This is a genomic window from Marinomonas rhizomae, assembly GCF_003315485.1.
GTDB lineage: Bacteria > Pseudomonadota > Gammaproteobacteria > Pseudomonadales > Marinomonadaceae > Marinomonas > Marinomonas rhizomae.
Genome location: NZ_QNSE01000008.1, coordinates 172,288 through 196,362, shown reverse-complemented (window position 1 = coordinate 196,362; position 24,075 = coordinate 172,288). Strand labels below are relative to the sequence as shown.

The following is a 24,075-nucleotide window of genomic DNA, read 5'->3' as shown; positions in this document are numbered from 1 at the left end:
TAAACTTTTACAACCACCAAAGAGCACAATAAAACTATACAAATATTTTTTTGTATAAGATAGTTGCTTTTATTGTACAACTTTCTATATTGTATAAGAAAAGCAGCAAGAGCACTGGGAAAAATATGATGGATACATTAACTGACAGCCAAATTCACACTCCAACCTTTGATATCGTCATAATTGGCGCGGGTCTCGCTGGAAGCTTGTGCGCACATTTGCTCTCCCAGTCAGGACAAAGTGTTTGCATCATCGACAAAAGCCGCGGGAGTGGCGGTCGAGCGAGTAGCAAAAGGCTGGAAGGTGATGTAAGTTGTGACCTCGGCACTCCGTACATTGTTGCCGCACACCCAGACAGTCTCAATATATGCAAACAACTCACCAAAGAAGGTGTCGCTGCAACATGGAAGCAGCTTAGCAACACAAGTTCTCAAGCTTTTGTTGGCGTGCCCAAAATGAGCGCTATCACTCGCCATTGGATTAAGAATGCCAATTTCATTACCAGCACCCGCATTCATCATTTGGATCAGATAACACAGCAAGGTGATGATCAGGCAAGCTGGTTATTAAGAGATGATAAGTATCAGCCTGTTGCAATCGCCAAAAAAATTATTATCACCGCGCCAGCCCCACAAGCTGCTTCAATACTGGCTTCACACGAAAAGTTAGCTGTGCTGTTACTCAGAGCAAATCAAGCTAGCGCCTCTTATCAATCTCAGTGGGCGATATGGTTAGAAACAGAGCTGTGCGACTTAAATGCCCTGATTGAGCCAAAAAATTCTTTGATCAAACGTATGATGAAAGACAATTACAAACCCATGCGCCACGGCACAGAAGTCGATCGCTGGGTTATTCAAACAGACCCAAACTGGACGAAGCAACACCTTGATTGTTACAAAGAGTGGATCAGTCAGACATTACTACGCGCTTTTTCAGATATAACTGAACATAGAGTGTTAAAGCATGGCGAGCCACACCGCTGGTTTCTCAGCCGCTTTACTGAAAGCAAAGGCAATAAACCATTTGCATGGTTTCCTGAACACAATGTAGGCCTAGCGGGTGACTGGTTATGTCAAGGTGACGCTGAAGGCGCTTTACTCAGCGCACTGTCTCTTGTTAATCATATAAACGATTCAAAATAGAACAATGTCGTTGTCCAATGGAGGACTCATCTATGCCACATTCTCAACCATCACCAGATCAGCTAACACATAAGATTCCCGTTGGTATTAGCGCCTGTTTATTAGGTGAAAATGTTCGATTCAACGGTGGTCATAGCCATTCTGACTATTGTGATAAAATACTCAGTCATTATTTTGATTATCAAAAATTCTGTCCAGAAGTTGCCGCTGGATTTGGTACTCCTCGCCCTACACTACGCTTAGAAGGCAACCCAGAGGACCCAAGAATGACCTTCAGCAAGAACTCCGAAGAAGATGTTTCGGATGTTTTCATGGCAGCGTCTAACAAGTATTTAGAAAACTTATCCCATCTAGATGGTTATATTTTGATGAAAAAATCTCCAAGCTGTGGCATGGAGCGCATCAAGGTCTATCAAGAGAATGGCCACCCTCACATGCAAAGAAGTGCAGGACTTTTTACCAAAGCACTACAGCAACGATACCCATTATTACCAATAGAAGAAGATGGTCGTTTAAACGACCCAGCACTAAGAGAAAATTTTTTATTACGCGTTTTTACCCATCATGATTTTCGTCACAGCATGGGCGAAGAGGCACGAATGAAGGATCTTATTGCTTTCCATAGCCGCTATAAGTACATGGTTATGGCGCACTCTCAACCGATTTACCGCAAACTCGGACGCATGCTTGCAGGCAACGACACAAGACCTTTTGACGAATTAAAAGCGGCTTATTTTGAGATTTTAATGACAACCCTCTCAAAACCAGCAGAGCGTAAAAATCACTGTAACGTCCTCATGCATCTTGTCGGTTATTTAAAACACGCTGTAGATGTGTCCGTTCGAAAAGATATCTTGGATGTGGTTGAGCAATACCGCCGCGGTGAAGTCAATCTTGCCACGCCTGTCACCTTGCTTCATCACTACCTAAAACATTACGGCAGTGAATATATCAATGAGCAAAGCTATTTCATCCCATACCCATCGCCTCTTGGCATACGTAATACGGTTTAAGGTGGCTTAGTAGAATGAAAATTACACATTTGGTCTGGCTGAGGAACGACCTTCGCTGTTTAGACAATCCTGCGCTCTATTTCGCTTCTTTAGAAGCGAACTCAGCTCAAGAAGGCGTTGCCGTTATAGTTACTCCCACACCAATACAATGGGCACAGCATAACGAATCAGACGCTAAGAATGGGCTACGTGCTGGATTAATCAGAAACCTAGCAAAGACACTAGCGAGACTTGGCATTCCACTGCATATTCTGGAAGCGAATACCTTTGATCAGCTTCCAGATACTATCGCAGCCTTTTGCCTGAGTAATAAAATAGAGCACCTTTGGTTTAACCGTGACCTACCGATTCACGAACAACAACGTGATCAAGCACTATGCGAACAATTACAGCAACACCAAATCAACACGCATATTCAAGCAACAGATATTATCGTTCCGCAAGATGTACTTAGCCAACAAGGTACGCCATTTAAAGTTTTCACACCCTTTTTTAATAGATGGATCACCATATTAGCTCAGCAAGACATGACACCTTTTCCGGCACCAAACTCACAAGCTGAAGCCTTGCCAGAACCCAATTTAGATCTAACATGGGAAAAACCCTTCCGAGAGGATTTATGGCCAGCCGATCACGACACAGCAAAACAAAAGCTATGGCAGTTTTGTCACCACAAAGAACGTCATTACCAAGAAGGCAGAGATTACCCAATTGAGCCAGCCACCAGCACCTTATCACCATACCTTGCACTGGGAGCATTAGGCCCAAGACAATGCTTGGAAGCGATTTTCTACACTTGCAGCCAAGAGGAAAAGCGCTGGCAAGACAGCATTTGGCTAAAAGAACTGGCGTGGCGAGACTTCTACCGCCAACTAATGGGGCACTTTCCTTTTCTTTGTAGGAATCAACCATTTAAACCAGAGACCAATGCGTTGATTTGGCGACACAATGCAGAGGAGTTTCAGGCATGGTGCGAAGGTAGAACTGGCTTCCCTATTGTCGACGCCGCCATGCGTCAACTTAATCAAACTGGCTGGATGCATAACCGCTTAAGAATGGTGACCGCCAGCTTTTTTAGCAAGCTAATGTTTGCTGATTGGCGCAAAGGTGAAGCCTATTTTATGAGCAAATTGATCGATGGTGAATTTGCAGCAAATAATGGCGGCTGGCAATGGAGCGCATCGACTGGCTGTGATGCAGCGCCCTATTTTCGTGTCTTTAACCCGACCAGACAATCACAAACTTATGATAAAAATGGTGATTTTATCCGTCGCTTTGTCCCTGAACTCGCAAAGTTAGACGCAAAATCTATCCATAGCCCAAAGCCGGAACAAAGAAAACAATGTCATTACCCAGAGCCGATCATCGATTATAAACCAGCAAGATTAGCCGCTATTGCCGCTTTCGACGAATTGAAAAGAAGTTAGGTTAAATGTGTTTTTCTAGTCATTATTTCTCGCCTATTGGTAAATTAGAAAAACACACCTATACTTTGAGTTGTAATATTTTTCAAACTAAGCTTTTACAGATCAAAACAAAATCATATAATCCGTAAAATTTTTTGGGATTAATTAATAGCTATGCCTGACTCACCGCAACACTTACACGATGTTCTTGTCCATCTACGACGCATTATCCGTGCTACGGACCTACAATCAAAGCGCGTTGTAAAAGCCTGCGGGTTAACCATTCCGCAAATCATGGTGCTTCGTTCTATTGAAGAACTAGGTGATGTGACTGTGCGAAAAATTTCCGACAGTGTGTCTCTCAGTCAAGCCACGGTAACGACCATTTTAAACCGCTTAGAAGACAGAAAATACGTGGAACGAGTTCGAGGACAAAAAGACAAACGTATCGTCAACGCTCGTTTAACCTCTGTTGGTATGGAAATACTTAAAACCACGCCACCACTTCTGCACGAAAAATTCATTGATGAATTTGACTCATTAGAGGGCTGGGAACAGACTCAAGTTCTATCTTCCTTGCAACGTATCGCTATGATGATGGATGCGGAAAATATTGATGCGGCTCCTATGCTGGTCATCAACTCTCCTAGCACAACAGTCGCTTAAACAAGAGATATTCAAAATATGGCCTTGGTCTCAACGATAAATGACACATTTCTATGCGCTATGATAATAAATATCTATCATGACATAGTCGTGCTTTAACTCTTTGAGCATCAACCAAATCACCTTTGCCGGTAGCGGCTTCAGCAACAAGCGCCATAAAAAAAATAAAAACACCCTTATTCTGATGAATAATTGGATGTCTCAAGCTCAATGAGAACTGCTTATTGAGCTGTTTCATTCTAAGCGAGATAATGCTGGAAGACCTGCAGCATGCTCTGCCACCGCATGTGAAGAATAAAACTTAATTACCTAATATAGCGACTAAAAAACAGACAAAAACAGCAGAGTGAGTATTTTGAAATAAATACGCCACATCAATTCGACCTGACTGAGCGTTCAATAACTGTATGTTCAATAATAAAAGGGGGAACTTCCTCCTTTTTTTCAGCAGTGCACTTTTGAAAATAATTTTCTGTATGACGAAGTGATATCTGCTATTGTTATTCTTCGCTCAACTATTGATATTTGGTGGCAAATCGGCTTTAAATTTCATGATGAAAAACTCTCAACAGTTAGCCACTCACCTTAATTTATCCATGAGTATCAATTGAAACTATCTACTATCATAAGTCACCAAGCAAAATTAGCTGCGCTGAGTTAAGAGCAACACTTTTACAAAATTAGGATATTGAATGCTGGATTTTAAAATATATGCACCTATTAATGTCCCAATAAACTGGCAATCAGAACTCATAACAGACAGTGAACAGCGCTATAAGTTACTAAAAAAGTTCTTTTCATCTATACCACTAATTGATATCAAACCAAATAATTGGCTGATGGGTTACGGATCGCTAGAGCACGACTATCTACCCGATTTATATCAACCCGCAGCGGTTATAACACTCAATGAACTCTCAAAAGAAGATGATATCAAGCATGCTGATTTGTATGTTTACGATAACTGTTTAGCAATATTATATGTGGGCCTTACTGTAGATTCTGATATTGCCCATATTGATGATTTAGCAATATCCCAGAGAATAGAGCTTTTATCTCAACAGTATATTTCACCTATTCTGGAGCAGTTCTACACCATTAAAACAACCTACCCTCTGATAGAACCTAGCAAGTATAAGTTTTTTAACAATGACCACGCAGAGCTTACGAATGCAAAACCATTATGGGTTGCAAGGATGCTCACTCAAAATAAATCGCTCAGCTCAGAACACTACACTAATTGGATTAAAAATATTGATGTGCAGACAGATCTTCTACAATTAGGCTCAGGGAATTCCCTATTGAGAAAAGAAGAGTGCTTTTCAGATGTTCATCGTATTATGGTTATGTCGCAATTTCATGCCGCCCTAATGTACCGTATAGAAGAACTACTGAAAGGAAACTTAAAAAAATTCAACAGTAATCATTATAATGAAAGCTCATCTACACCTTTAAGCTCTTACCTTGCAGCTCAACAATATCGCAATGACCATATAGAATATATCAATATTCAAGTGTCCGCTGCATCGTCTGGTGTTCAAGGACGACGTAGAGAGTTACTACAACAATTTCATAAAGCTTGGGGCGGAGAAGAGCAGCGAGAACGTATTGCTCAATTAGTGAACCTAACTCAAATGAGAATAGACCGTTTATTTCAGGATAAATTACGTCAACAAAACAGAAGCATGCAGACATTGTTAGGCTTTTTAGGTTCTCTCGGGCTTATTAGTCTGGTTATTGATTTAATTAATATAGAGAGAGAAGTCACCCATAATGATACGATGGGGCTACTTGACTTGGTACATATGATCTCTTCTGAAAACTTTCTAAGCTCAACCGTTATCATTGTTGTTTTTTTCACACTCTATTTTTATAAAAGCCATGAATAAAAGAATTCGTTTTACTATTATATTTTCGACTCCTGACTTCCCTTACCAAGAAGTCTTAGATTGGTTAAGCCCCAAATTAGGAGAATTATTTGCAGGTGCTTGTTGTCACGCCATAGATGGAGTTTGGTCAAAAGATGGAGACCAAAATAAAGCTCAATATAAAAAAGGGGAAATAGAAAAAGGAATGAAGATTCTCTTATCAGTCACTTCTGATAAGCAGGAACAATCAAAGCAACAGATTAAGGAAATATTTCAAGACCTAAAAAAAGAACTGGGCTTACATATTTCTTGGATACATCTAGAGCAAGAAGAAATCGAAGCCAATCACTTTTACCTGCCCCCCTGTTGATCTGCCGCCTAGTTCGCCTCTTAAGAGGCACTCATAAATAACGTTAACCAAGCAAACTAAAGACTGAGGTATTCAGGTTGAAGCCGATCTAAGCCATTACCCACAGCTAACCTGAAGAAAAGGTACGCGCTAAAGCGATTAGAAGATTAATAGAAATACTGACATAAAAAGCGCTCATTTGAAAAATCAGATGGCTATTTTAAATGCCAGTATTTATCAGAGCTTATTTTAAGTTTAATACATCTTGCATGTCGTACATACCAGCAGACTTACCGTCTAACCAGCTAGCGGCACGAACGGCACCTTTAGCAAAGGTCATACGGCTACTCGCTTTGTGAACAATCTCAATGCGTTCACCTTCAGTAGCAAACCAAACACTGTGCTCACCAACAACATCGCCAGCGCGAATGGTTTCAAAGCCAATTTCTTTCTGGGTACGAGCGCCCGTCTGACCTTCACGGCCATAGACAGCACACTCTTTTAAATCACGACCTAACGCTTCAGCTACCACTTCCCCCATTCTTAGAGCGGTTCCAGAAGGCGAATCAACTTTATGACGATGATGTGCTTCTACGATTTCGACATCATAATCATCGCCCAAAATCTGCGCGGCGGTAGCCAGTAACTTGAGTGTTAAATTCACGCCTACACTCATATTTGGAGCAAAAACGATAGATGACTGCTGAGCGGCTTCATTTAGCTTTGCTTTCTCGTCATCACTTAAACCCGTTGTTCCAACCACTATGGCTTTTTGATGTTTAGCACAAAAAGCCGCATTTTCTAACGTTAATGCCGGTGTGGTGAAGTCAATAAGCACATCAAAGTCATTTACGCAATCAGCCAACGAAGCAACGGCTGCAACTCCCAACTTACCAACACCGGCTATTTCACCTGCATCAGCACCAATCAAACTACTGCCAGGTTTTAAAATAGCGGCGCCTAAAGAAACATCTTTAGCATCATATATGGCGGTGATTAAATTTTTTCCCATGCGCCCTGATGCGCCAATAACTGCTACTCGCATTGATCTACTTCCTCAATTTTGTCTGCGCAAACCATAACAAAAATTCGCTTAAATCTCAGCACTAAAAAACAATAAGCCACACTACAAAGCATAAAAAGGAACCGAAGTTCCTTTTTTATGCTTAAAGTAATTAATTAAAATATTTCGTTTGGCCTCAACTCATCAACCATATCTCGGTCAAATTCAATAACGCCATCCGATGGTATTTCGTCTACTGTACTGCGCATTTCAGGTCGAGAGGTATCATTTTGCTTGATAACAATCTCTACACGGCGATTGGTTGCACGATGCGCCGCTGTATCATTCGGTACCAAGGGTCGAGTATCAGCATAACCTGTTACGGCAAATCGGCCTTGATTTAACTGACCAGTTGAAAACAACTCTTCAGCCACAGAAATAGCCCGAGCCGATGACAATTGCCAGTTCGAACGAAAACGGCCACTGCCAATTGGTACATTATCGGTATGACCTTCAACTGAAATAGTTCCTTGAATGCCAACTAATACATCACGAATTAAATCAATAACGGGAATAAAGTCATAATTCAATTCAGCAGAACCAGACTCAAATGAGCCCTGATCTTTTATCCGAATCGTTATGGTTTCTTCCTGCGTTTCAATTTCCACCGTCCCCTTTGACACTTCTTCATGCATCACCGAAGCAATCATCTGCGCATCGCCTTCTGTCTCTTGAATTTTCTTCTCTCGTTCAAGATCTGCATTTGACTTATCCACAAAAGTGACAGGTGAAGGGGAACCTGAATCACTTTGCTCCTTTAATTCAGCATCTCCTGGCTTACAAATGACTTCCAATGTATTTTCAGGTGTAGCGTCAGCTTTTTGTTTTACTTCGTTAATTGGTGTTGGCTCTGGTCGACCAGGGCTAAATTCCTGCGCAATGACAGAGGTCCCCATAGGAATAGAGTCGGCTTGAACCTCACGTTGTACACCAAATGCTGTTTTCAATGAACCAGCAAGTTGCTTGAACTTAATAACATCCATTTCTGAAAAAGATAACAGAAGTACAAAGAAACACATCAACAAAGACATAAGATCCGCAAAGGTTCCCATGTAAGCAGGTAAACCCTCTACACATTCAGGGCAATCTGACTCTTCTTCATCACTCATTATGAAATTCCGCTTACAACTAACATATTATTCGCGCTCTAATCTTTTGCTTTCCGCCATATATGACTTAAGGGCACCATCCAAGATACGCGGATTCTGACCAGACTGAATAGCAAGCAAAGCATCTAGAATCAATTTCTGACAAATTAACTCCTCATCCGCACGGATATTTAACTTTACTTGCATAGGCAAGAACACCATATTCGCCATCATAGCACCATATAGTGTTGTTAAAAGAGCCACAGCCATGGCCGGACCGATAGCTTTAGGGTCTGACATATTAGCAAGCATCTGCACCAAACCAACCAATGTCCCTATCATCCCCATTGCTGGGCCTACATCACCAAAAGCTTTAAACACTTTAGCGCCAGCAGTATGCCGAAAATACGCTTGATTCATATCTTTAGATAGCTGGTTCTTCACCACGGCACTATCATGACCATCCACCAGCATCTGAATGCCTTTTGATAGAAACGGATGACTTACCTCTTTCCCTTCTAGTGAAAGTAAACCACCCTTGCGCGCCTCATCTGCCAAACCATAGATTTCATCAACCAAAGTATCTAATGGTATGCTTTTAAACATGAAGGCTTTTGCAGCGATTTTACCAGCACTAAGAAATTGGCTTAATGGGTATTGCATTAACACAACAAAGACGGAACCAATCAATACAATCAAGATTGATGGAATATTGACAAACATTCCTGCTGATCCGCCGACAAAAATGGCGGAAATAATTACTATAAAAGACCCGATGAGTCCTATTAACGTTGCGATATCCACACACGTCTCCTAACAAAAAAGCTATAATGCGACTGGTTCATTTAAATGATTCTATACGAAACGAAGAAGAAGAATGACATCTTCTTACATGATTTTTGTAATTTTCGTTAACACGCCCTCGAACAGTAGGCCATTTTCTGTTACAAAACATAGGTTCAAATAAGAGTAATCATCATGTCACGTAAAACAAATGTCCGTCATTTTGAAGAAAACCTCAATGAATTAGACACGCTCGTCACCCAACTAGAATCCAACCAACTTTCTCTAGAAGAGGCACTAAAAGCTTTTGAGAAAGGTGTTAAACTAAGTCAGGAATGCCAATCTGTTCTCACCCAAGCAGAACAAAAAGTTCAAATATTGTTAGAAAAACAAGATGGTGAGCGCCTAGAAACCTTTGATCCGGAATTAAATTCGTGACTTTAAACGATTTTTCTCACTATGCTCGCCGTAGAGTTGATGATTACCTTACGCAAAATTTAAACCAATACCAACCTGCCAGCCATTTACAAAGCGCCATGGCATATAGCCTATTTAATGGTGGAAAACGCGTTCGCCCTATGTTGACCTATGCTGCTGCCTCTTTATTTGGCAAAGCCAATGATCTTACGGATGCCAGTGCAGCGGCGATTGAATCCATCCATGCTTATTCCTTGATCCATGATGATCTTCCAGCAATGGATGACGATAACCTACGCCGAGGAAAGCCCACCTGCCACATTCAGTACGATGAAGCGACAGCGATACTTTCAGGTGACGCATTACAAACATTTGCCTTTGAATTGTTGAGCGACTCTAAACACCAGAACACAACAATACAACTACAATTGATTCAAGAGCTTGTTCATGCTTCTGGTCGCCATGGCATGGTTACTGGGCAAATGATTGATTTAGCTAATGTTGACAAAAACATCGACATTGATGAGCTAGAACAAATGCACCAACATAAAACAGGCGCACTTATTCGTGCCAGTATTCGCATGGGAGCCATCAGTACTGGAGCAAAGAGCGAAACAGATTTCGCTGCTTTAGACGCTTACGCTTTAGCCATTGGGTTGGCGTTCCAAGTTCAAGATGACATCATTGATATCACTAGCGATACAACGACGCTGGGCAAAACCCAATTCTCCGATGAAGAAGCAAACAAACCAACTTATCCTAAGCTACTCGGTTTAGAAGGCGCTCAAGCGCTTGCTCAGAGTTTACATGAGCAAGCCATTACAGCAATTTCGCCATTTGGAGACGCTGCCCAACCTTTAGTTGAGCTCGCGAACTATATTATTGGTCGTAACCACTGATATACTTACCCGCTTTTTTAGATTAATTAAATGTGACCAAACCTGTGCCGATGTTCGAAGAGATACCTACTGCGCGACCTGACACGCCGCTACTTGATCAAGTCAACTCACCTGCTGACTTGCGTGCTTTTAAAAAAGAGCAATTGCCTACTCTTGTCCGCGAATTAAGAGAATTCATGCTATATAGTGTCGGACAAACTGGCGGTCACTTTGGCGCAGGCCTTGGCGTTGTAGAGCTTACTGTTGCCCTTCACTATCTATACAACACGCCTGAAGACCGTATCGTTTGGGATGTTGGCCATCAAGCCTACCCACACAAGATTCTTACGGGTCGTCGCGAAGCCTTGCTTAATATTCGCCAAGAAAATGGCATATCAGGTTTTCCTAAACGCGATGAAAGTGAATACGATACCTTTGGTGTTGGGCATTCAAGCACATCTATTGGCGCCGCATTAGGTATGTCACTTGCTGCTCGTCAACTAAAAACGGAACGTAAAGCCGTTGCAATCATTGGTGATGGCGCCATGTCTGCAGGCATGGCGTTCGAAGCGCTAAATCATGCGGGCGATGTAAAAGCCGACATGCTGGTCATTTTAAATGATAACGAAATGTCCATATCCAAACCCGTAGGCGCATTATCCAGTTACTTTGCTCGTATTTGGGCAAGCAAAACCTACGACCACATTAGAGAAGGCGGTAGAAAAGTTTTTTCAGGCTTACCTTCAGCACTAGAGCTTGCTCGCAAAGCAGAAGAGCATATGAAAGGCATGGTCTCGCCAGGCATGATGTTTGAAGAGTTAGGTTTCAACTATATTGGCCCCATCGATGGTCACGATATGGACCATTTACTAACAACAATAGCGAACTTAAAAGATCGAAAAGGCCCCCAATTCCTTCATGTCATAACCAAAAAAGGCAAAGGCTTTGAACCCGCTGAAGGCGATCCAATTGGCTATCACGCTATCAACAAGATTGAACCTGATCCGAAACCGAACCTAGAGAAAAGCAAATTATCAAAATACTGTAATGTATTTGGGAAATGGGTATGTGATGCCGCCGAACAAGACGACAAATTGGTTGCTATCACGCCAGCTATGAAAGAAGGCTCCGACCTAATTGAGTTTGCAGATCGCTTTCCAGAAAGATACTTTGATGTTGCCATCGCAGAGCAACACGCAGTGACATTAGCTGCTGGCATGGCATGCGATGGTGTTAAACCAGTTGTTGCTATTTACTCGACCTTCCTGCAACGCGCTTACGATCAGCTAATTCACGATGTCGCACTTCAAAACCTTGATGTTTTGTTTGCCATCGACCGAGCAGGTTTAGTCGGTGAAGATGGTCCAACTCACGCTGGCGTTTACGATTTAAGCTACCTTCGTTGCATTCCGAACATGGTTGTTATGGCGCCTTCTAATGAAGACGAATGCCGTAAAATGCTACAAACAGGCTATGAATATAAAGGTCCGGCGGCTGTTCGCTATCCTCGTGGAACAGGCCAAGGTGTCGACATTGAAGCAAGATTAAGCACTTTAGACATTGGCAAGTCTCGTACATTGAGAAATGGACAATCTGGTATTGTTATTTGCGGTTTTGGCCGTCCGACATACGACGCTCTGCAAGCAGCAGATCAATTAGACGCCACCCTGCTTGATATGCGCTTTGTTAAACCGATCGATGAAGAAGCGTTACTTGCTAATCGCGAAGCAAAACTTATTGTAACCGTTGAAGAAAATGCCATCATGGGCGGGGCCGGTTCAGCAGTAAGTGAGTTCCTACTTGCTAATCACATAAATATTCCAACGCTTCACCTTGGTTTGCCAGATCAATATGAAGAACATGCCAGCCATGCTTCTATGTTAAAACGCGTAGGATTAGACGCTGAAGGTATTTTACGCAGTATTCAAAATAAACTGTAAAATCATTGATCCTTCATTTTAAAAGCCATACTCATTCAAAATATAAGTATGGCTTTTTTATTATTTCAAGCAATGCTTAGCCTCTTCTAATACTGTATGAACTCGACTCGGCAGCCTTTTATTTCTATGCACACCGAGATACAAAGTTTCACTAACCTGTTTCTCTAACGGGTTAATATAAATGCAATCAGGCCTATTAAACGCTGCAACGGCATGACGAGGCAAAACAGTAAAGCCCAGCCCCATAGCCACAGGCTCAAGAATCAGACTAATCTGATTTGAAAAGCCAGAACGCTTAAATGCTTGCCCTTCCTCAAACTCTGGATAATTCGCGCCTAACAACAAACCAGCATGATAAGCACCATCAGGATGGTCAATGAAGCCCAGTGTTTGTAGTTGCTGCCAAGTCGGCGATTGAATTGTATGAGGTGTCACCAAAAGCAACTCCTCTTCTCCTATCAGCTGAATGTGAACATCATTCGTCATAGTAGAGCTGGTCATAAAGCCAATATCTACTTTATGTTCAAAAATCAAACGCTCAACCTCTCGATTTGGTGCAAATCGATAATCTATTACCAGCTTAGGGTGCTGTTTCTGAAGCAATAACAACTGATGGTAAAGTTTAAGTCCAACGCTTCCAGGCGATACAACTCGCACCAATCCTTCGAATGCAGGATCATCGCCAATATTCCGTTTAAGTTCAGCAAGGCTATTTAACAACTCTCGTCCTTCTCGGTATAAACGCTCACCCGCGTCCGTCAAAGTAAAGTGTTTACCTTGACGAATTAACAAGGGCTGCCCAAGCCAAGACTCAAGCTTATGGATATGCTGGCTGACGCCTGATTGCGTCATATTCAACTGCTCAGCGGTACGAGTGAAATGCATAACCTCAACCAAAGTACAAAAGCTACGCAACCAAAGTGGATTTATCATTACAAAAAATACTCATTAATATTCTTAATGATAATTTTACTTAATGAATGATGATTTGTAACCTACAGAAAAGTCACAACATAGGAAAAGATCATGAATAATGTTTACCCACGTAATTTTTCACACATTGGTATTTCTGTCCCAGATTTGAATAAAGCAGTGGAATTTTATACCCAAGTAATGGGCTGGTATTTAATTATGAAGCCGACAGATATTGTCGAAGATGATAGCCCAATTGGTGAAATGTGCACCGACGTTTTTGGCGGTGGTTGGGAGAAATTCCGTATCGCTCATCTCTCAACTGGTGACCGTATTGGCGTAGAAATTTTTGAATTTAAAGGACAAGAAAACCCAGAAAATAATTTCGAATATTGGAAAACTGGAATATTTCACTTCTGTGTACAAGATCCAAACGTAGAAGAACTAGCAGACAAAATTGTCGCCGCAGGTGGCAAAAAACGCATGAAAGAGCCACGCTACTATTACCCTGGAAGCAAGCCTTATCGCATGATTTACATGGAAGACCCATTTGGCAATATCTTAGAAATTTACAGTCACAGTTATGAGCTAATTTACAGTGAAGGCGCTTATTAGTTAGGACTCGAAACTATAGATTGTCTTAGCCCGGAGCCAAGCCGTTTCCATTCGTTAAGGTCAGAGCCCACTCTGACCTTAACCGACCAAAATTACTTATAGTCACGACATGACATGACAATCTTACGAGAGAGTGTCATGGCACTATGGCTCTTATGATAAGCCGCTTCATTAACAAACAACGGGTACGCCGTATAATCCCCTTGCCAAGTAATTTTCTCACCTGAAAAGGTCTCCATCACTACCTGCCCAGGCTCAATCGCCTGAAAGTCTTTTTGGTCAATCAAACAAGATACTAAACCTTTTCTCTGCCCTTTATCATCTACTGGCAAATGTAAATTTTCTGAGTACTGAAACGCATCATATTCATCCGGTATTTCTAGAGAAGAGTCGTTATTACAAAGCTCAACAAAATCCAGAATATGCCTTGTCATCTCCTCCATTAAATCTAAGGTTTCTTGTTGCAGTACCGAATTTGGTTGTGGCCCAACTTCAACCGTTACACCTTGCTGAGCGACTGTCAGCAAAAAATTCTGTTTTTCTTCCGGTACATTATCCTGAAAATAAATATTGGCATGCGGCATATGATGTTTAACATAACCACCTAACAAGATAGTGAAGGCATTTTTACGCTGCAACATCAAACAAGCCCCCATGTTTGACGTTGTATTATGTAAATCAATCAAAAGCTCGTAGGGCGAATTCCCTTTAGGACCAAACTCAATATTAATTTTTTTGGCTAATAACGCTTCGTAGCCAGACTTTGTCATGTCAGCAAGATCAGCAACGCCAAACTCACGATTCAAATCTGTTTCAATATAACGAACAGACTGCTCACAGGCTCTTGGATTAACAATACGAGCGGTAATGTCTAAGCTATTCCATTGTTTTAATGTTTGTTGAGTCAGCCATTTTTTAACCAAATAAATACCAGATAACTCATTTCCATGTGTGCCACCAATTAAGGCAATACGCTGTATTTTTTTCATATTTACTTACATCTCCAAAGCGCCGCAACGCTTCCATAATGCGGCGCCATCTAATTAAATGTTATGACCAATTCGTATACTGAGCAAAGACAAGAAACACCCAACTAATCACATAAACCATTAAAATGACGGGGAAAAAGGTTTTAACCCACTCAGAAAAGCCCACTTTAGCCAATGCCAGCATGGCTAGAGTGCCGCCAGATGTTGGAATGATTAAATTGGTAATACCATCACCAACCTGAAAAGCGAGAATCATTACTTGGCGACTAATACCCACTAAATCAGCAAGAGGAATGAGAATCGGCATAGTCACTAAAGCTTGACCTGAACCACTTGGGATAAATAAGTTGATAACGCCTTGAATCACACTAATAGTGACCGCAATAAACGCATCCGGCATGAAATCGATTAGCAAATTTAGAGTGTGAACAATGGTATAAATAATTTGCCCATCTTCAAGTACGACCTTAATTGATGCCGCCAAGCCGATAACTAAAGCCCCAGCAGTCACCTTCGAAGCCCCGTCAATCATATGCTTTACATATTGATTCGCCCCGATTCGACAAATTGCAGCAATGATAATAGACATAACGATAAAGACTGCGGTGATTTCCTTAATATACCAACTACGCCCCAACGTCCCCGTTCCGGCAAGATAAGAACAGCCTGCAATAACCACAATGCCAGCTAAGAAAACTAGCATGACGCAGATGTCACGAGAGTTCATACGATAATCAGAAAGTTGTTTGGATAATTGACCTGACGTGGATCCTTCTGCTTTAGATTTCGGCGCAACAAACTTCGTGATGTACCAAGCCAATAGACTTAAAGACAAAAAAGTCAAAACACAACGTAATAAAGCACCAGAAAAAATAGGTAGGCCTGCAATACTTTGTGATACGCCAACGGTATAAGGATTGATAGGAGACAACGCAAAGCCGATACCAATACCACCAATCGCAATGCAAGCACCAACAAGATTTTTATACCCCAGTGCGCTTGATACCAGCAGGGCTACTGGTACCAATGCAATGTTGTTTTCAAATCCAACAGCAATACCAAATACACCATATAAATAAGTTGATAACCAAATGAGTAAATTACCGCGCTTTAGACCTATGCGCTTAACCGATGTGCCGACAAAATTTTCCAGCGCATTGGTTCGGTATAAAATATTAAAAAGTCCGCCAGCAACGAATACAATAAACAAATACTGCGCAGATTGAATGAGACCTTGTGGAATAGCCACAAAGATATCAAAAACACTATTTATCACAGAAGCCAAAGTGGTATGACTAGAACCCCCATCTAAATAATGAAATGACCCAGCAACTACTCGTTGTCGGCCATCAACTTTCTCTAGATCATAAGCCCCTTTTGGCACTATCCAAGAAAGTGCACTGGCCACAAGTAAAATATAAAATATCAGCACCATTGGATCTGGCATTCTTAGATACCAAGCTTGCTTATCTTTCACCTGATTCGAATGGCTTTTATCTTCATTAATATTCGGCACACTAGTTCCCCATATTTTGTTTTTTATATTCGCATTTTTTGCGAACTTATGAATTATGACCTCAATTAAGAATAAATATTTCACATATAAACTATTCGAACAATAGCCATTTATGTATAGTTATATTTGAAAAAACTATAAGGTGTAGTAATGCAATACAAACAACTTCAAGCATTTTTAGCGGTCATTGAGAAAGGTTCTTTTTCTCAAGCCGCTACGACGCTGCAAGTATCCCAGCCATCAATAAGTCGACTTATCAAAGACTTACAAGAAAATATCGGCTTTGAATTATTTCAGAAACAAAAAGGAAGGATGATTCCAACAGCCGAAGCCATGGCATTTTATGAAGAAGTGAAAGGGGTTATTCATGGCATCCATCATCTAGAAAATTTTGCAGATAATTTAAAACAATCGACCCATGGAAGCCTAACAATTGGCTCCACTCCTGCATTAGGGACGCAATTAACGCCAACCTTAATCCGCCATTTTGTCGATGAGAACCCAGATGTACACATCAGCCTATTAACAGACAGCGTTGACCAATTAATGAGAGGGTTGAGACACGCTAAATATGACCTAATTATTACGAATCACGCAGACTACCACTCAGGCTTTATTGAAGAGCCGTTAATCGATGTTGATTGGGTGTGTGTGCTACCAGAAAGTCACCCTTTAGCACAAAAAAAGGTGATAACGCCTACAGATTTAAATGGCGAAAACCTCCTAACCTTGATTGATGAAGATGGCATTGAGTGGCACAGCCATAAAAGCTTATTGAAAGAATATAACATTAAAATCCGTTCGCAGTTTTCCACTCAGCGCTCACTTTCCGGGTATGGAATGGTAGCAGCGGGGCTCTGTATCGCCCTCTTAGATCCCTTCAATGCCAGCATGTGGAATGGGTTAAATGTTGTCACTCGGCCTTTTAGACCACAATTGAAATATCGTTACACCATGTATTATTCTACGGACCATATTCGCAGTAAATTATCGAGAGAGTTTTCGGCTTGTGCAAAGCGCAACATAAAAAAAATGCCTCTATATAACGACAATTAAACCGATCTCGGCGCAAACATGATAATTGCCATCCCTAAAAGCGCCACGGCAGAACCAATCATATCCCAAGTGGTTGGGCGAACTCCGTCAACAACCCACAACCATAAAACGGCCATAAAGATATAAACGCCACCATAAGCGGCATAGACTCTTCCTGATGCCGTTGGGTGTAAAGTCAGCAACCAAGCAAACACAGCCAAACTTAACGCCGCTGGTACTAGTAACCAGATCGTTTTTCCTTCACGCAACCAAAGATAAGGCAAGTAACAACCGACAATCTCTGCCAATGCGGTTAGTATAAAAAGACTTATTGTTTTTAACTCTGGCAAAAAATGTTTCCTTCTAACAGTGTGATCAACGCTCCAAGCACATAGGCACAAAACGAATGCCATTAAAATCGGCCTCACTCCCTGTTGCTTCAAACCCATAAGATTCATAAAAACCAACTGCATTCACAGAAGAACGCAAGCTGATTTTTTTAGCTTCCGTCGTATTTAATAAAGTACTAAGAAGTCGCTTTCCAACCCCCTGACCTTGCACCGACTTAGACACAAATAAATGAGTTAGATAATTACCATTGCGTAATGCACCAAAACCAACAATCTCGCCAGCACAGACGACTTTTAGTATTTGAAAATACTCAGCATCAAACGTTGTAAGAATGTCTGGAAGAACATGCGCTTTGTATTCGGCTTTTCCCTGATCATTGAAATTAGGTAACACATCCACTGCAGATACTTGACTAATAAAATGCTTAATAGGTTCCAAATCAGCAATATCAACTTTCTGAATATCCATTTCTCCTCCGTTGCTTGGCTTTACATCCATCATGTCTTATTAGTTAAGCAAAAAATACTCTATAAATAAAAAGCCAACCTGTTTAGGTTGGCTTTGACGGTCCTAACTTATAAGTTATAAAGACGTAGGATAAAGTCTACCATGTATAGCAGGGCCAGTTGGCACACCGGTTGGAGAGCCTCCGGCAGGTTCAACACTAATCCCAAAGGTCGCATGACGAATCACAGCCGGATCATAATGAATTTGCTTTTTGATTGGCGAAGCCACATTCGTCAATAAACCTAAAGAGCGTGGTGCTGGGCCTATTTCATCCGCTTTAATCCATAACTGATAGGTTTTACCTGCGGTTTGTCCTTGTGCAGTAACAGGACGAACCGTCAGCTGGCGAGTACCAATATCCAGAGACATAATAAAAGCAGGCTGTTTATCATCGGCTTGAAACACTGCGACAAAAGGAGTGTTGGCTTGAATGCTAGGCGCTACGGGCGGTTTAACCACCATAAAGATGGCGAGGCAAGCCGCAATGGCCGATGCCCCTAATGCACTGAATCGCCATCTTTTTAGTTTAATTCGCATCACTTCCATTTCTACAACAACAGCGGAAGCAATAGTGTTCACTGGCTTATCGCTCAGTACTTTCTCATCAATGCGTTGATCAAGCTTAGCCAAAATCTCATCAAACAAACCTTCTCTTGGTTCTGCATCCTGCACATAGTCGTTCAATCCAGCAAGGTGTGCTTGCCAGCCTACAATGGCTTGCTCAAGCAAAGGCTCGTTCACGCGACGAGCTTCTACCGCTTCGCGTTCGTCTTGATCCAAAGTACCGAGTACGTACTCAGCCGCCAACGTGTGAATGGATGTTTCTTCGCTGTTATTCATAATTTCATACAACCTTGCAGCTGCTTAATGCTGCGATGGAGCCAAGTTTTAATAGTACCTAACGGCTGTTTGAACCGTTCGGCAAGCTCTTGACGTGAAAAACCGTCTAGATATGCAGCTTTAATCATTTCTGCACGAGGCGATTCAAGATCGCCTAAACAAGCTTCAAGCTTTAATAAATCCTGGCTCTTAGTAAAAAGGTCAGCTGGCGCCATAGAATCATCTGCGATTAAATCAAAATCTACATCGATATCACTGTCTGGTAGTTTATTTTTTCGCACCTCATCAATGGTACGGTTACGCGCAATAGTCGCCATCCAAGTTATAGGCGATGCAACACTCGCATCAAAACTCGCCGCCTTTTCCCATATTTTAAGATAAACCTCTTGTAACACTTCTTCAGAGACGGCCTGATTCTTTAAGATACGATAAACAATACCAAAAAGTTTCCGGTGGGTAGATTCATACAGCTCAGAGAAGGCAAGACGATCACCTTGAGCGACTCGGCTAAGCAAGTCGACGAGCGATTCTTTTGTATGCGATTCTGATAAAGGGGATTGGTTCATAAAGCTCGTATCAATGAAATAAATCGATTTAAGACGGTAGCAACCATCTAGGAATAGTTACTAGCGCGGTTTATGGTAAGTTAGGCTGTTGTAGTCTAGAGTCACTCTAGACTATCTAAGCATCAAATGCTTCGTTTTTCGTCCATTCGCTCCATCACAGAATAATTCAACGCCGCCAGCTTTAAATTATGGAGCATTAGACTAACATCGACTGCTTAAATTAATTCGAGGGCTTTGAAAATGCTCTGCCTTCCCACACTGTATCGACTATTCTTGATTTTTCATCAACACTAAATAGCATACGCCTTCTTCACTCTTGTCGTTACTGTGGGCTATTACGCAAACCAACGAGTTTCAGTTCAGTTGAAATAAAACCTTTATAAAATGTAACTATTTAACCATCCTATCTTGCATAACCCACTAAATTTAAACGATAATCATTTACAAATAAATAACATATAGTTTCTTATGCCGACTGAAGCCAAAATATCTTTTAAACACAATAACGCCCTACTGCAAGGGTTTACCAATAAACGAATGATAATTCCAGTCGCGCTGGTCGTTCTTTGGCTAATTCCAAGCTTACGAGAAACCGTCTATTCAGTATTGGCAGATGCTTTTTTGCAAGTTTCTGCGTTTGTCGCACTAACACTCGCACTCTACTATGGCATCAGCCACAACCTCAATGCCACCCCCTTACATAATTGGATGAGAAAAAAACCTTATCGAGAAGTCATCTTTGCCGGAGTAATGGGGATTTTACCCGGTTGTGGTGGCGCAATTGTTGTGATTACCCAATACACTCAGGGGAAAATTGGCTTTGGAGCAGTGGTCGCCGTCTTAACAAGCACCATGGGTGACGCCGCCTTTTTATTGATCAGCCAACGACCAGAAGACGCAGTCATCGTGCTATCAATTAGCATAGTCGTCGGCATTCTGTCAGGTCTGGTAACAGATTGCTTTTTGCCTGCGCCAAAACAAGAACTTACACACTCAACCAGTCAAAAAAACACCACACCGCCACCACAACCCAGCCTTTTTGGCATCTGGGTCAGCCGTATAAGCATAGTATTTTGGTGCCTACTTATTATACCCGCCAGCATCATCGCTCTGCTTCTTTCCATGCAATACAACGTCAATGATTTAGTGGGATTGCCGGATAAGTCGATAGAATACCTTGGCGCCGTGGCCGGTTTTATATGCTTATTACTATGGGCATTGTCCGCTAAAAACGACCGTTATTCTGAACTAACAAAAGAAAATGATAACGCGCTTCCCAAACATTGGATTCGGAAGGTCGCTCAAGACACCCAATTTGTCACAAGCTGGGTCGTGGTTGCCTTTATTGTATTTGAGCTGACCTTACTTTTTTGGGGAGGCAGTGTGCTCGATTCATTAAAGTCATGGGGAAGCACAACGGTATTTTTTGCCGCCATGGTAGGACTATTACCAGGATGCGGCCCACAAATTATGGTGACAGGACTATACCTTCAAGGGGCTATTCCTTTATCAGCCCAAATAGCTAATGCCATCAGCAACGATGGCGATGCATTATTTCCCGCCATTGCACTTGCCCCGAAAGCCGCGTTACTCGCAACAGTCTACTCCACTGTGCCGGCTTTATTGGCGGGATACGGATATTACTGGTTGATTGAGAGCGTACCTTAGAAGCCATAATCTCGTTCTACTTTTGAGATGCGCACTTTAAAATACTCATACCAAGACTCACGCCCCATTTTTTGCGCAACAAGATGCTCTGCATTGGTTTTCCAGCGCTTAATAGACGCTAAGTCTGCCCAATAAGAAACGGTGATACCTACTTCTTCACGGGCCGATTCAATACCTAAAAATCCTGCTTGCTGTTGGGCCAATTCGACCATTTTCCTAGCCATATCACCATAACCATTCTCTCTTTCGGTTCGTACCGAAGTGAAAATAACCGCATAATAAGGCGGCTTAGGGGTATTCGCTATGAAAGACATGCACACTTCCTCTTGTTGAGTTAAACATAGACAAACACGATATTGCTAAGTAACCAGCGAGGCCATAACATTACAGCTAATTCGTATCACACCTATTAGAACGCCCTAAGATTACGATTAAAAATGCACTTCCGTGAAATGCGGATTGTCTATGGTGATCGCAAGCTTAGTCACCTCTGACAGTGCCACTAACTGAATACCATCACCTGTCTGTATTTTTATAGACTCAGCACGACTTTCATTACGCGCCGTATCTAACGCAACCCCTTCTATCAGCACGCCTGTGACCATAGTCAACCGAATTGGGTAATGAAACAAACAAACGATCTCAATGTAATCGTATTCATGGCAAGTCATCATAGGAGGTCACTAATAAAATTATGGTGCGTAAAACAATAATGCTTCATAAGAAAAAATGCTCAAAAACTTATCTTGTTTTACTACTAAATCATTGGCTATTAATGAGTTTTAATACCTTTAAAATAACTACACCAGGTACCATAATCACGCTATGATGATGGCCTAATCAGCTAGATAATGATGTTAATATGACTTTTAAAAAAAATAGATTGGTTTACTTCTTAGCCTTCTGTAGTGGCTTTTGCATTATGGGAATTGAACTACTAGGTGGACGCATCCTAGCCCCTTTTTTTGGCAGTAGCGTCCATATATGGGGCAGCATTATTACCGTCTTTATGTTGAGCCTTTCCTTGGGTTATTTGCTCGGTGGTAAGCTTAGCACTCACAATCCTTCGTTGAGCAAATATGGTTTCATTTTTTTAGTCGCAAGCATCAGTATCACGCCTATTTCTTTCTTTTCACAACCTATTATGGCGTTTATTTTTACTCATATAGAAGATAGCCGTTACGGCTCCCTACTTGCTTCCATGGCACTCTTTTTCATCCCAACTGTCATTCTGGGAATGATATCTCCCTACTCAGTTCGATTACTCGTTACCGAAAGCGATAAAAGTGGTCAAATTGCCGGTATCCTCTATTTTGTGAGTACTCTAGGTAGTGCACTTGGCACCATCATAACGTCGTTTTATTTCGTACTTGCCTTTGATGTGAACAGCATTATCATCACCTTTGCAATTACGTTAGGTTTACTGGGTCTTATTGCCATTATGATAGGATCGAACGTACGCAGAGAGGCTCCAATCCATGCTTAAGCCACTTTTCATTGTTGCTATGTGCCTTTTCTCTTCACTGATATTCAGCAAGGAAATTCACCAAGAACGCTCTTTATATCGAAATATAATAGTAGAAGATAAAAATGATGTACTGTGCCTTCAATTCAATACCAAGAGCACTCAACTCAACCAAAGCTGTATCTATAAAAGCGCACCAAACAAACTCTTCTTCAATTATGTCAAAATGGTGTTTTCAAGCCTCCTCTACATAGATAAGCCTAACAATGTGCTAATCATTGGCTTAGGTGGTGGCACTCTCTCTAATGTAATCCATCAGCTATACCCTAATGCCAGTATTAACAATGTAGAGATAGATCCCGCAGTCGTAAAGGTCGCTCGTAAGTACTTTCATTTCATCGAAACGAATAAAGTCATTTCAACCATACAAGACGGACGCATTTTTATAAAACGAGCGGCACTGAAACAGAAAAAATATGACTGGATTATTTTAGACGCCTTTAATGGTGACTATATTCCTGAGCACTTACTCACTAAAGAATTTTTTGAAGAAGTAAAAAGCATACTCTCTCCTGGTGGAATTATTGCCGCTAATACTTTTTCTTCAAGTAAATTATACGACCATGAGTCCGCTACTTACTACGCAGTATTTGGTGACTTCATTAATGTTAGTCGCCATAACCGAAGCAATAGAATTATTTTAGCCGGATTAGATAAAATGCCAACTGAGACAGAAATCAGTAAAAAAGCAACATGGCTGGAACCTCGATTATCAACTTATAACATCGATATCCAAGACATCCGGAAAATCATTTATTCTACCCAAGGAAATCATGACTGGCCAACAGATACGAAGGTATTAACCGACCAATATTCACCAGCGAATTTATTAAACAACTAATTTAATAAAACAGTAAAAAAAGCCAGGCACCTATAAAAATCAATAGAAACAAACACCTAACATGTAAAATAAAAAACATCTAGCTTAGTTGTTACTA

Annotated in this window: 26 protein-coding genes; 14 read left to right on the top strand and 12 right to left on the bottom strand. The window is 41.4% G+C overall.

Annotated features, from left to right (window positions below; genetic code table 11):
* Positions 1–125: 125 nt before the first annotated feature.
* From DFP80_RS11980 to DFP80_RS11950, 6 genes are all read left to right on the top strand, one after another.
* Entirely contained in the window at positions 126–1,142 is a 1,017-nt protein-coding gene (locus DFP80_RS11980) for an NAD(P)/FAD-dependent oxidoreductase (RefSeq protein ID WP_241560224.1), read from the top strand.
* A gap of 32 nt (positions 1,143–1,174) precedes the next feature.
* Positions 1,175–2,155 (top strand): YbgA family protein, encoded by a 981-nt coding sequence (locus DFP80_RS11975; protein ID WP_113917029.1) that lies wholly within the window; start codon positions 1,175–1,177, stop codon positions 2,153–2,155.
* Positions 2,156–2,169: 14 nt separating this feature from the next.
* The gene (phrB, locus tag DFP80_RS11970) at positions 2,170–3,582 is read left to right on the top strand and encodes a deoxyribodipyrimidine photo-lyase (protein WP_113917028.1); all 1,413 of its coding nucleotides are present in this window, start codon (positions 2,170–2,172) and stop codon (positions 3,580–3,582) included.
* A gap of 153 nt (positions 3,583–3,735) precedes the next feature.
* Positions 3,736–4,227 (top strand): MarR family winged helix-turn-helix transcriptional regulator, encoded by a 492-nt coding sequence (locus DFP80_RS11965; RefSeq protein WP_113917027.1) that lies wholly within the window; start codon positions 3,736–3,738, stop codon positions 4,225–4,227.
* A gap of 692 nt (positions 4,228–4,919) precedes the next feature.
* A complete protein-coding gene (locus tag DFP80_RS11955) occupies positions 4,920–6,116 on the top strand; it encodes a hypothetical protein (RefSeq protein ID WP_113917025.1) in 1,197 nt (398 codons plus the stop codon).
* Positions 6,109–6,465 (top strand): hypothetical protein, encoded by a 357-nt coding sequence (locus DFP80_RS11950; RefSeq protein WP_113917024.1) that lies wholly within the window; start codon positions 6,109–6,111, stop codon positions 6,463–6,465. The genes DFP80_RS11955 and DFP80_RS11950 overlap by 8 nt, the downstream gene beginning before the upstream one ends.
* A 223-nt stretch (positions 6,466–6,688) precedes the next feature.
* Here the strand turns inward: DFP80_RS11950 and dapB are convergent, their stop codons facing one another.
* The 3 genes from dapB to pomA all read right to left on the bottom strand — a co-directional run bounded on the left by dapB (position 6,689) and on the right by pomA (position 9,399).
* On the bottom strand, positions 6,689–7,489 hold the full coding sequence (gene dapB / locus DFP80_RS11945) for a 4-hydroxy-tetrahydrodipicolinate reductase (protein ID WP_113917023.1): 801 nt from the start codon (positions 7,487–7,489) through the stop codon (positions 6,689–6,691).
* A gap of 134 nt (positions 7,490–7,623) precedes the next feature.
* Complete coding sequence (locus DFP80_RS11940) at positions 7,624–8,616, bottom strand: flagellar motor protein MotB (RefSeq protein WP_113917022.1); 993 nt, start codon at positions 8,614–8,616, stop codon at positions 7,624–7,626.
* Positions 8,617–8,643: 27 nt separating this feature from the next.
* Positions 8,644–9,399: a flagellar motor protein PomA gene (gene pomA / locus DFP80_RS11935; protein WP_113917021.1), complete on the bottom strand. Its 756-nt coding sequence runs from the start codon at positions 9,397–9,399 to the stop codon at positions 8,644–8,646.
* A gap of 174 nt (positions 9,400–9,573) precedes the next feature.
* On the opposite strand from pomA, the gene DFP80_RS11930 reads away from it, so the two are divergent.
* Genes DFP80_RS11930 through dxs form a run of 3 tightly spaced genes read left to right on the top strand, consistent with a single transcriptional unit; the run spans position 9,574 to position 12,613 of the window.
* The gene (locus tag DFP80_RS11930; RefSeq protein ID WP_113917020.1) at positions 9,574–9,816 is read left to right on the top strand and encodes an exodeoxyribonuclease VII small subunit; all 243 of its coding nucleotides are present in this window, start codon (positions 9,574–9,576) and stop codon (positions 9,814–9,816) included.
* A complete protein-coding gene (locus DFP80_RS11925; protein ID WP_113917019.1) occupies positions 9,813–10,694 on the top strand; it encodes a polyprenyl synthetase family protein in 882 nt (293 codons plus the stop codon). Before DFP80_RS11930 ends, DFP80_RS11925 begins: the two co-directional genes overlap by 4 nt.
* 50 nt (positions 10,695–10,744) lie before the next feature.
* A complete protein-coding gene (gene dxs / locus DFP80_RS11920; protein ID WP_113917106.1) occupies positions 10,745–12,613 on the top strand; it encodes a 1-deoxy-D-xylulose-5-phosphate synthase in 1,869 nt (622 codons plus the stop codon).
* A gap of 60 nt (positions 12,614–12,673) precedes the next feature.
* Here dxs and DFP80_RS11915 read toward each other — a convergent pair whose 3' ends face one another.
* Positions 12,674–13,546 carry a LysR family transcriptional regulator gene (locus DFP80_RS11915; RefSeq protein WP_113917018.1) on the bottom strand — a complete coding sequence of 291 codons (873 nt, stop codon included), beginning with the start codon at positions 13,544–13,546 and terminating at the stop codon, positions 12,674–12,676.
* Positions 13,547–13,639: 93 nt separating this feature from the next.
* On the opposite strand from DFP80_RS11915, the gene DFP80_RS11910 reads away from it, so the two are divergent.
* Positions 13,640–14,140: a lactoylglutathione lyase family protein gene (locus DFP80_RS11910; RefSeq protein WP_113917017.1), complete on the top strand. Its 501-nt coding sequence runs from the start codon at positions 13,640–13,642 to the stop codon at positions 14,138–14,140.
* 92 nt (positions 14,141–14,232) lie between these two features.
* Here the strand turns inward: DFP80_RS11910 and DFP80_RS11905 are convergent, their stop codons facing one another.
* The gene (locus DFP80_RS11905; RefSeq protein WP_113917016.1) at positions 14,233–15,129 is read right to left on the bottom strand and encodes an aspartoacylase; all 897 of its coding nucleotides are present in this window, start codon (positions 15,127–15,129) and stop codon (positions 14,233–14,235) included.
* Positions 15,130–15,190: 61 nt separating this feature from the next.
* Positions 15,191–16,645, bottom strand: a complete 1,455-nt coding sequence (locus tag DFP80_RS11900; protein WP_206610577.1) for a YfcC family protein — start codon at positions 16,643–16,645, stop codon at positions 15,191–15,193.
* Between the two features lie 150 nt (positions 16,646–16,795).
* Between DFP80_RS11900 and DFP80_RS11895 the strand changes: the two genes are divergently transcribed.
* Entirely contained in the window at positions 16,796–17,701 is a 906-nt protein-coding gene (locus DFP80_RS11895; protein WP_113917015.1) for a LysR family transcriptional regulator, read from the top strand.
* Here DFP80_RS11895 and DFP80_RS11890 read toward each other — a convergent pair.
* From DFP80_RS11890 to DFP80_RS11875, 4 genes are all read right to left on the bottom strand, one after another.
* Positions 17,698–18,030, bottom strand: coding sequence for a YnfA family protein (locus tag DFP80_RS11890; RefSeq protein WP_113917014.1), 333 nt, complete (start codon positions 18,028–18,030; stop codon positions 17,698–17,700). The genes DFP80_RS11895 and DFP80_RS11890 overlap by 4 nt on opposite strands.
* A 25-nt stretch (positions 18,031–18,055) precedes the next feature.
* Positions 18,056–18,499, bottom strand: coding sequence for a GNAT family N-acetyltransferase (locus DFP80_RS11885; protein ID WP_113917013.1), 444 nt, complete (start codon positions 18,497–18,499; stop codon positions 18,056–18,058).
* Positions 18,500–18,613: 114 nt separating this feature from the next.
* Positions 18,614–19,378, bottom strand: coding sequence for an anti-sigma factor (locus DFP80_RS11880; RefSeq protein WP_113917012.1), 765 nt, complete (start codon positions 19,376–19,378; stop codon positions 18,614–18,616).
* Positions 19,375–19,944 (bottom strand): sigma-70 family RNA polymerase sigma factor, encoded by a 570-nt coding sequence (locus DFP80_RS11875; RefSeq protein ID WP_113917011.1) that lies wholly within the window; start codon positions 19,942–19,944, stop codon positions 19,375–19,377. Before DFP80_RS11875 ends, DFP80_RS11880 begins: the two co-directional genes overlap by 4 nt.
* Positions 19,945–20,481: 537 nt before the next feature.
* On the opposite strand from DFP80_RS11875, the gene DFP80_RS11870 reads away from it, so the two are divergent.
* Positions 20,482–21,612: a putative manganese transporter gene (locus DFP80_RS11870; RefSeq protein ID WP_241560225.1), complete on the top strand. Its 1,131-nt coding sequence runs from the start codon at positions 20,482–20,484 to the stop codon at positions 21,610–21,612.
* On the opposite strand, the gene DFP80_RS11865 is transcribed toward DFP80_RS11870, so the two are convergent.
* Positions 21,609–21,926 carry an antibiotic biosynthesis monooxygenase family protein gene (locus DFP80_RS11865; protein WP_113917009.1) on the bottom strand — a complete coding sequence of 106 codons (318 nt, stop codon included), beginning with the start codon at positions 21,924–21,926 and terminating at the stop codon, positions 21,609–21,611. The genes DFP80_RS11870 and DFP80_RS11865 overlap by 4 nt on opposite strands.
* Before the next feature lie 117 nt (positions 21,927–22,043).
* Complete coding sequence (locus tag DFP80_RS11860) at positions 22,044–22,286, bottom strand: Rho-binding antiterminator (RefSeq protein WP_113917008.1); 243 nt, start codon at positions 22,284–22,286, stop codon at positions 22,044–22,046.
* Between the two features lie 248 nt (positions 22,287–22,534).
* Here DFP80_RS11860 and DFP80_RS11855 point away from each other — a divergent pair, with 248 nt between their 5' ends.
* Positions 22,535–23,098: a fused MFS/spermidine synthase gene (locus tag DFP80_RS11855; protein ID WP_206610578.1), complete on the top strand. Its 564-nt coding sequence runs from the start codon at positions 22,535–22,537 to the stop codon at positions 23,096–23,098.
* Positions 23,091–23,978: a spermidine synthase gene (locus DFP80_RS11850; protein WP_113917006.1), complete on the top strand. Its 888-nt coding sequence runs from the start codon at positions 23,091–23,093 to the stop codon at positions 23,976–23,978. The genes DFP80_RS11855 and DFP80_RS11850 overlap by 8 nt, the downstream gene beginning before the upstream one ends.
* Positions 23,979–24,075 lie beyond the last annotated feature (97 nt).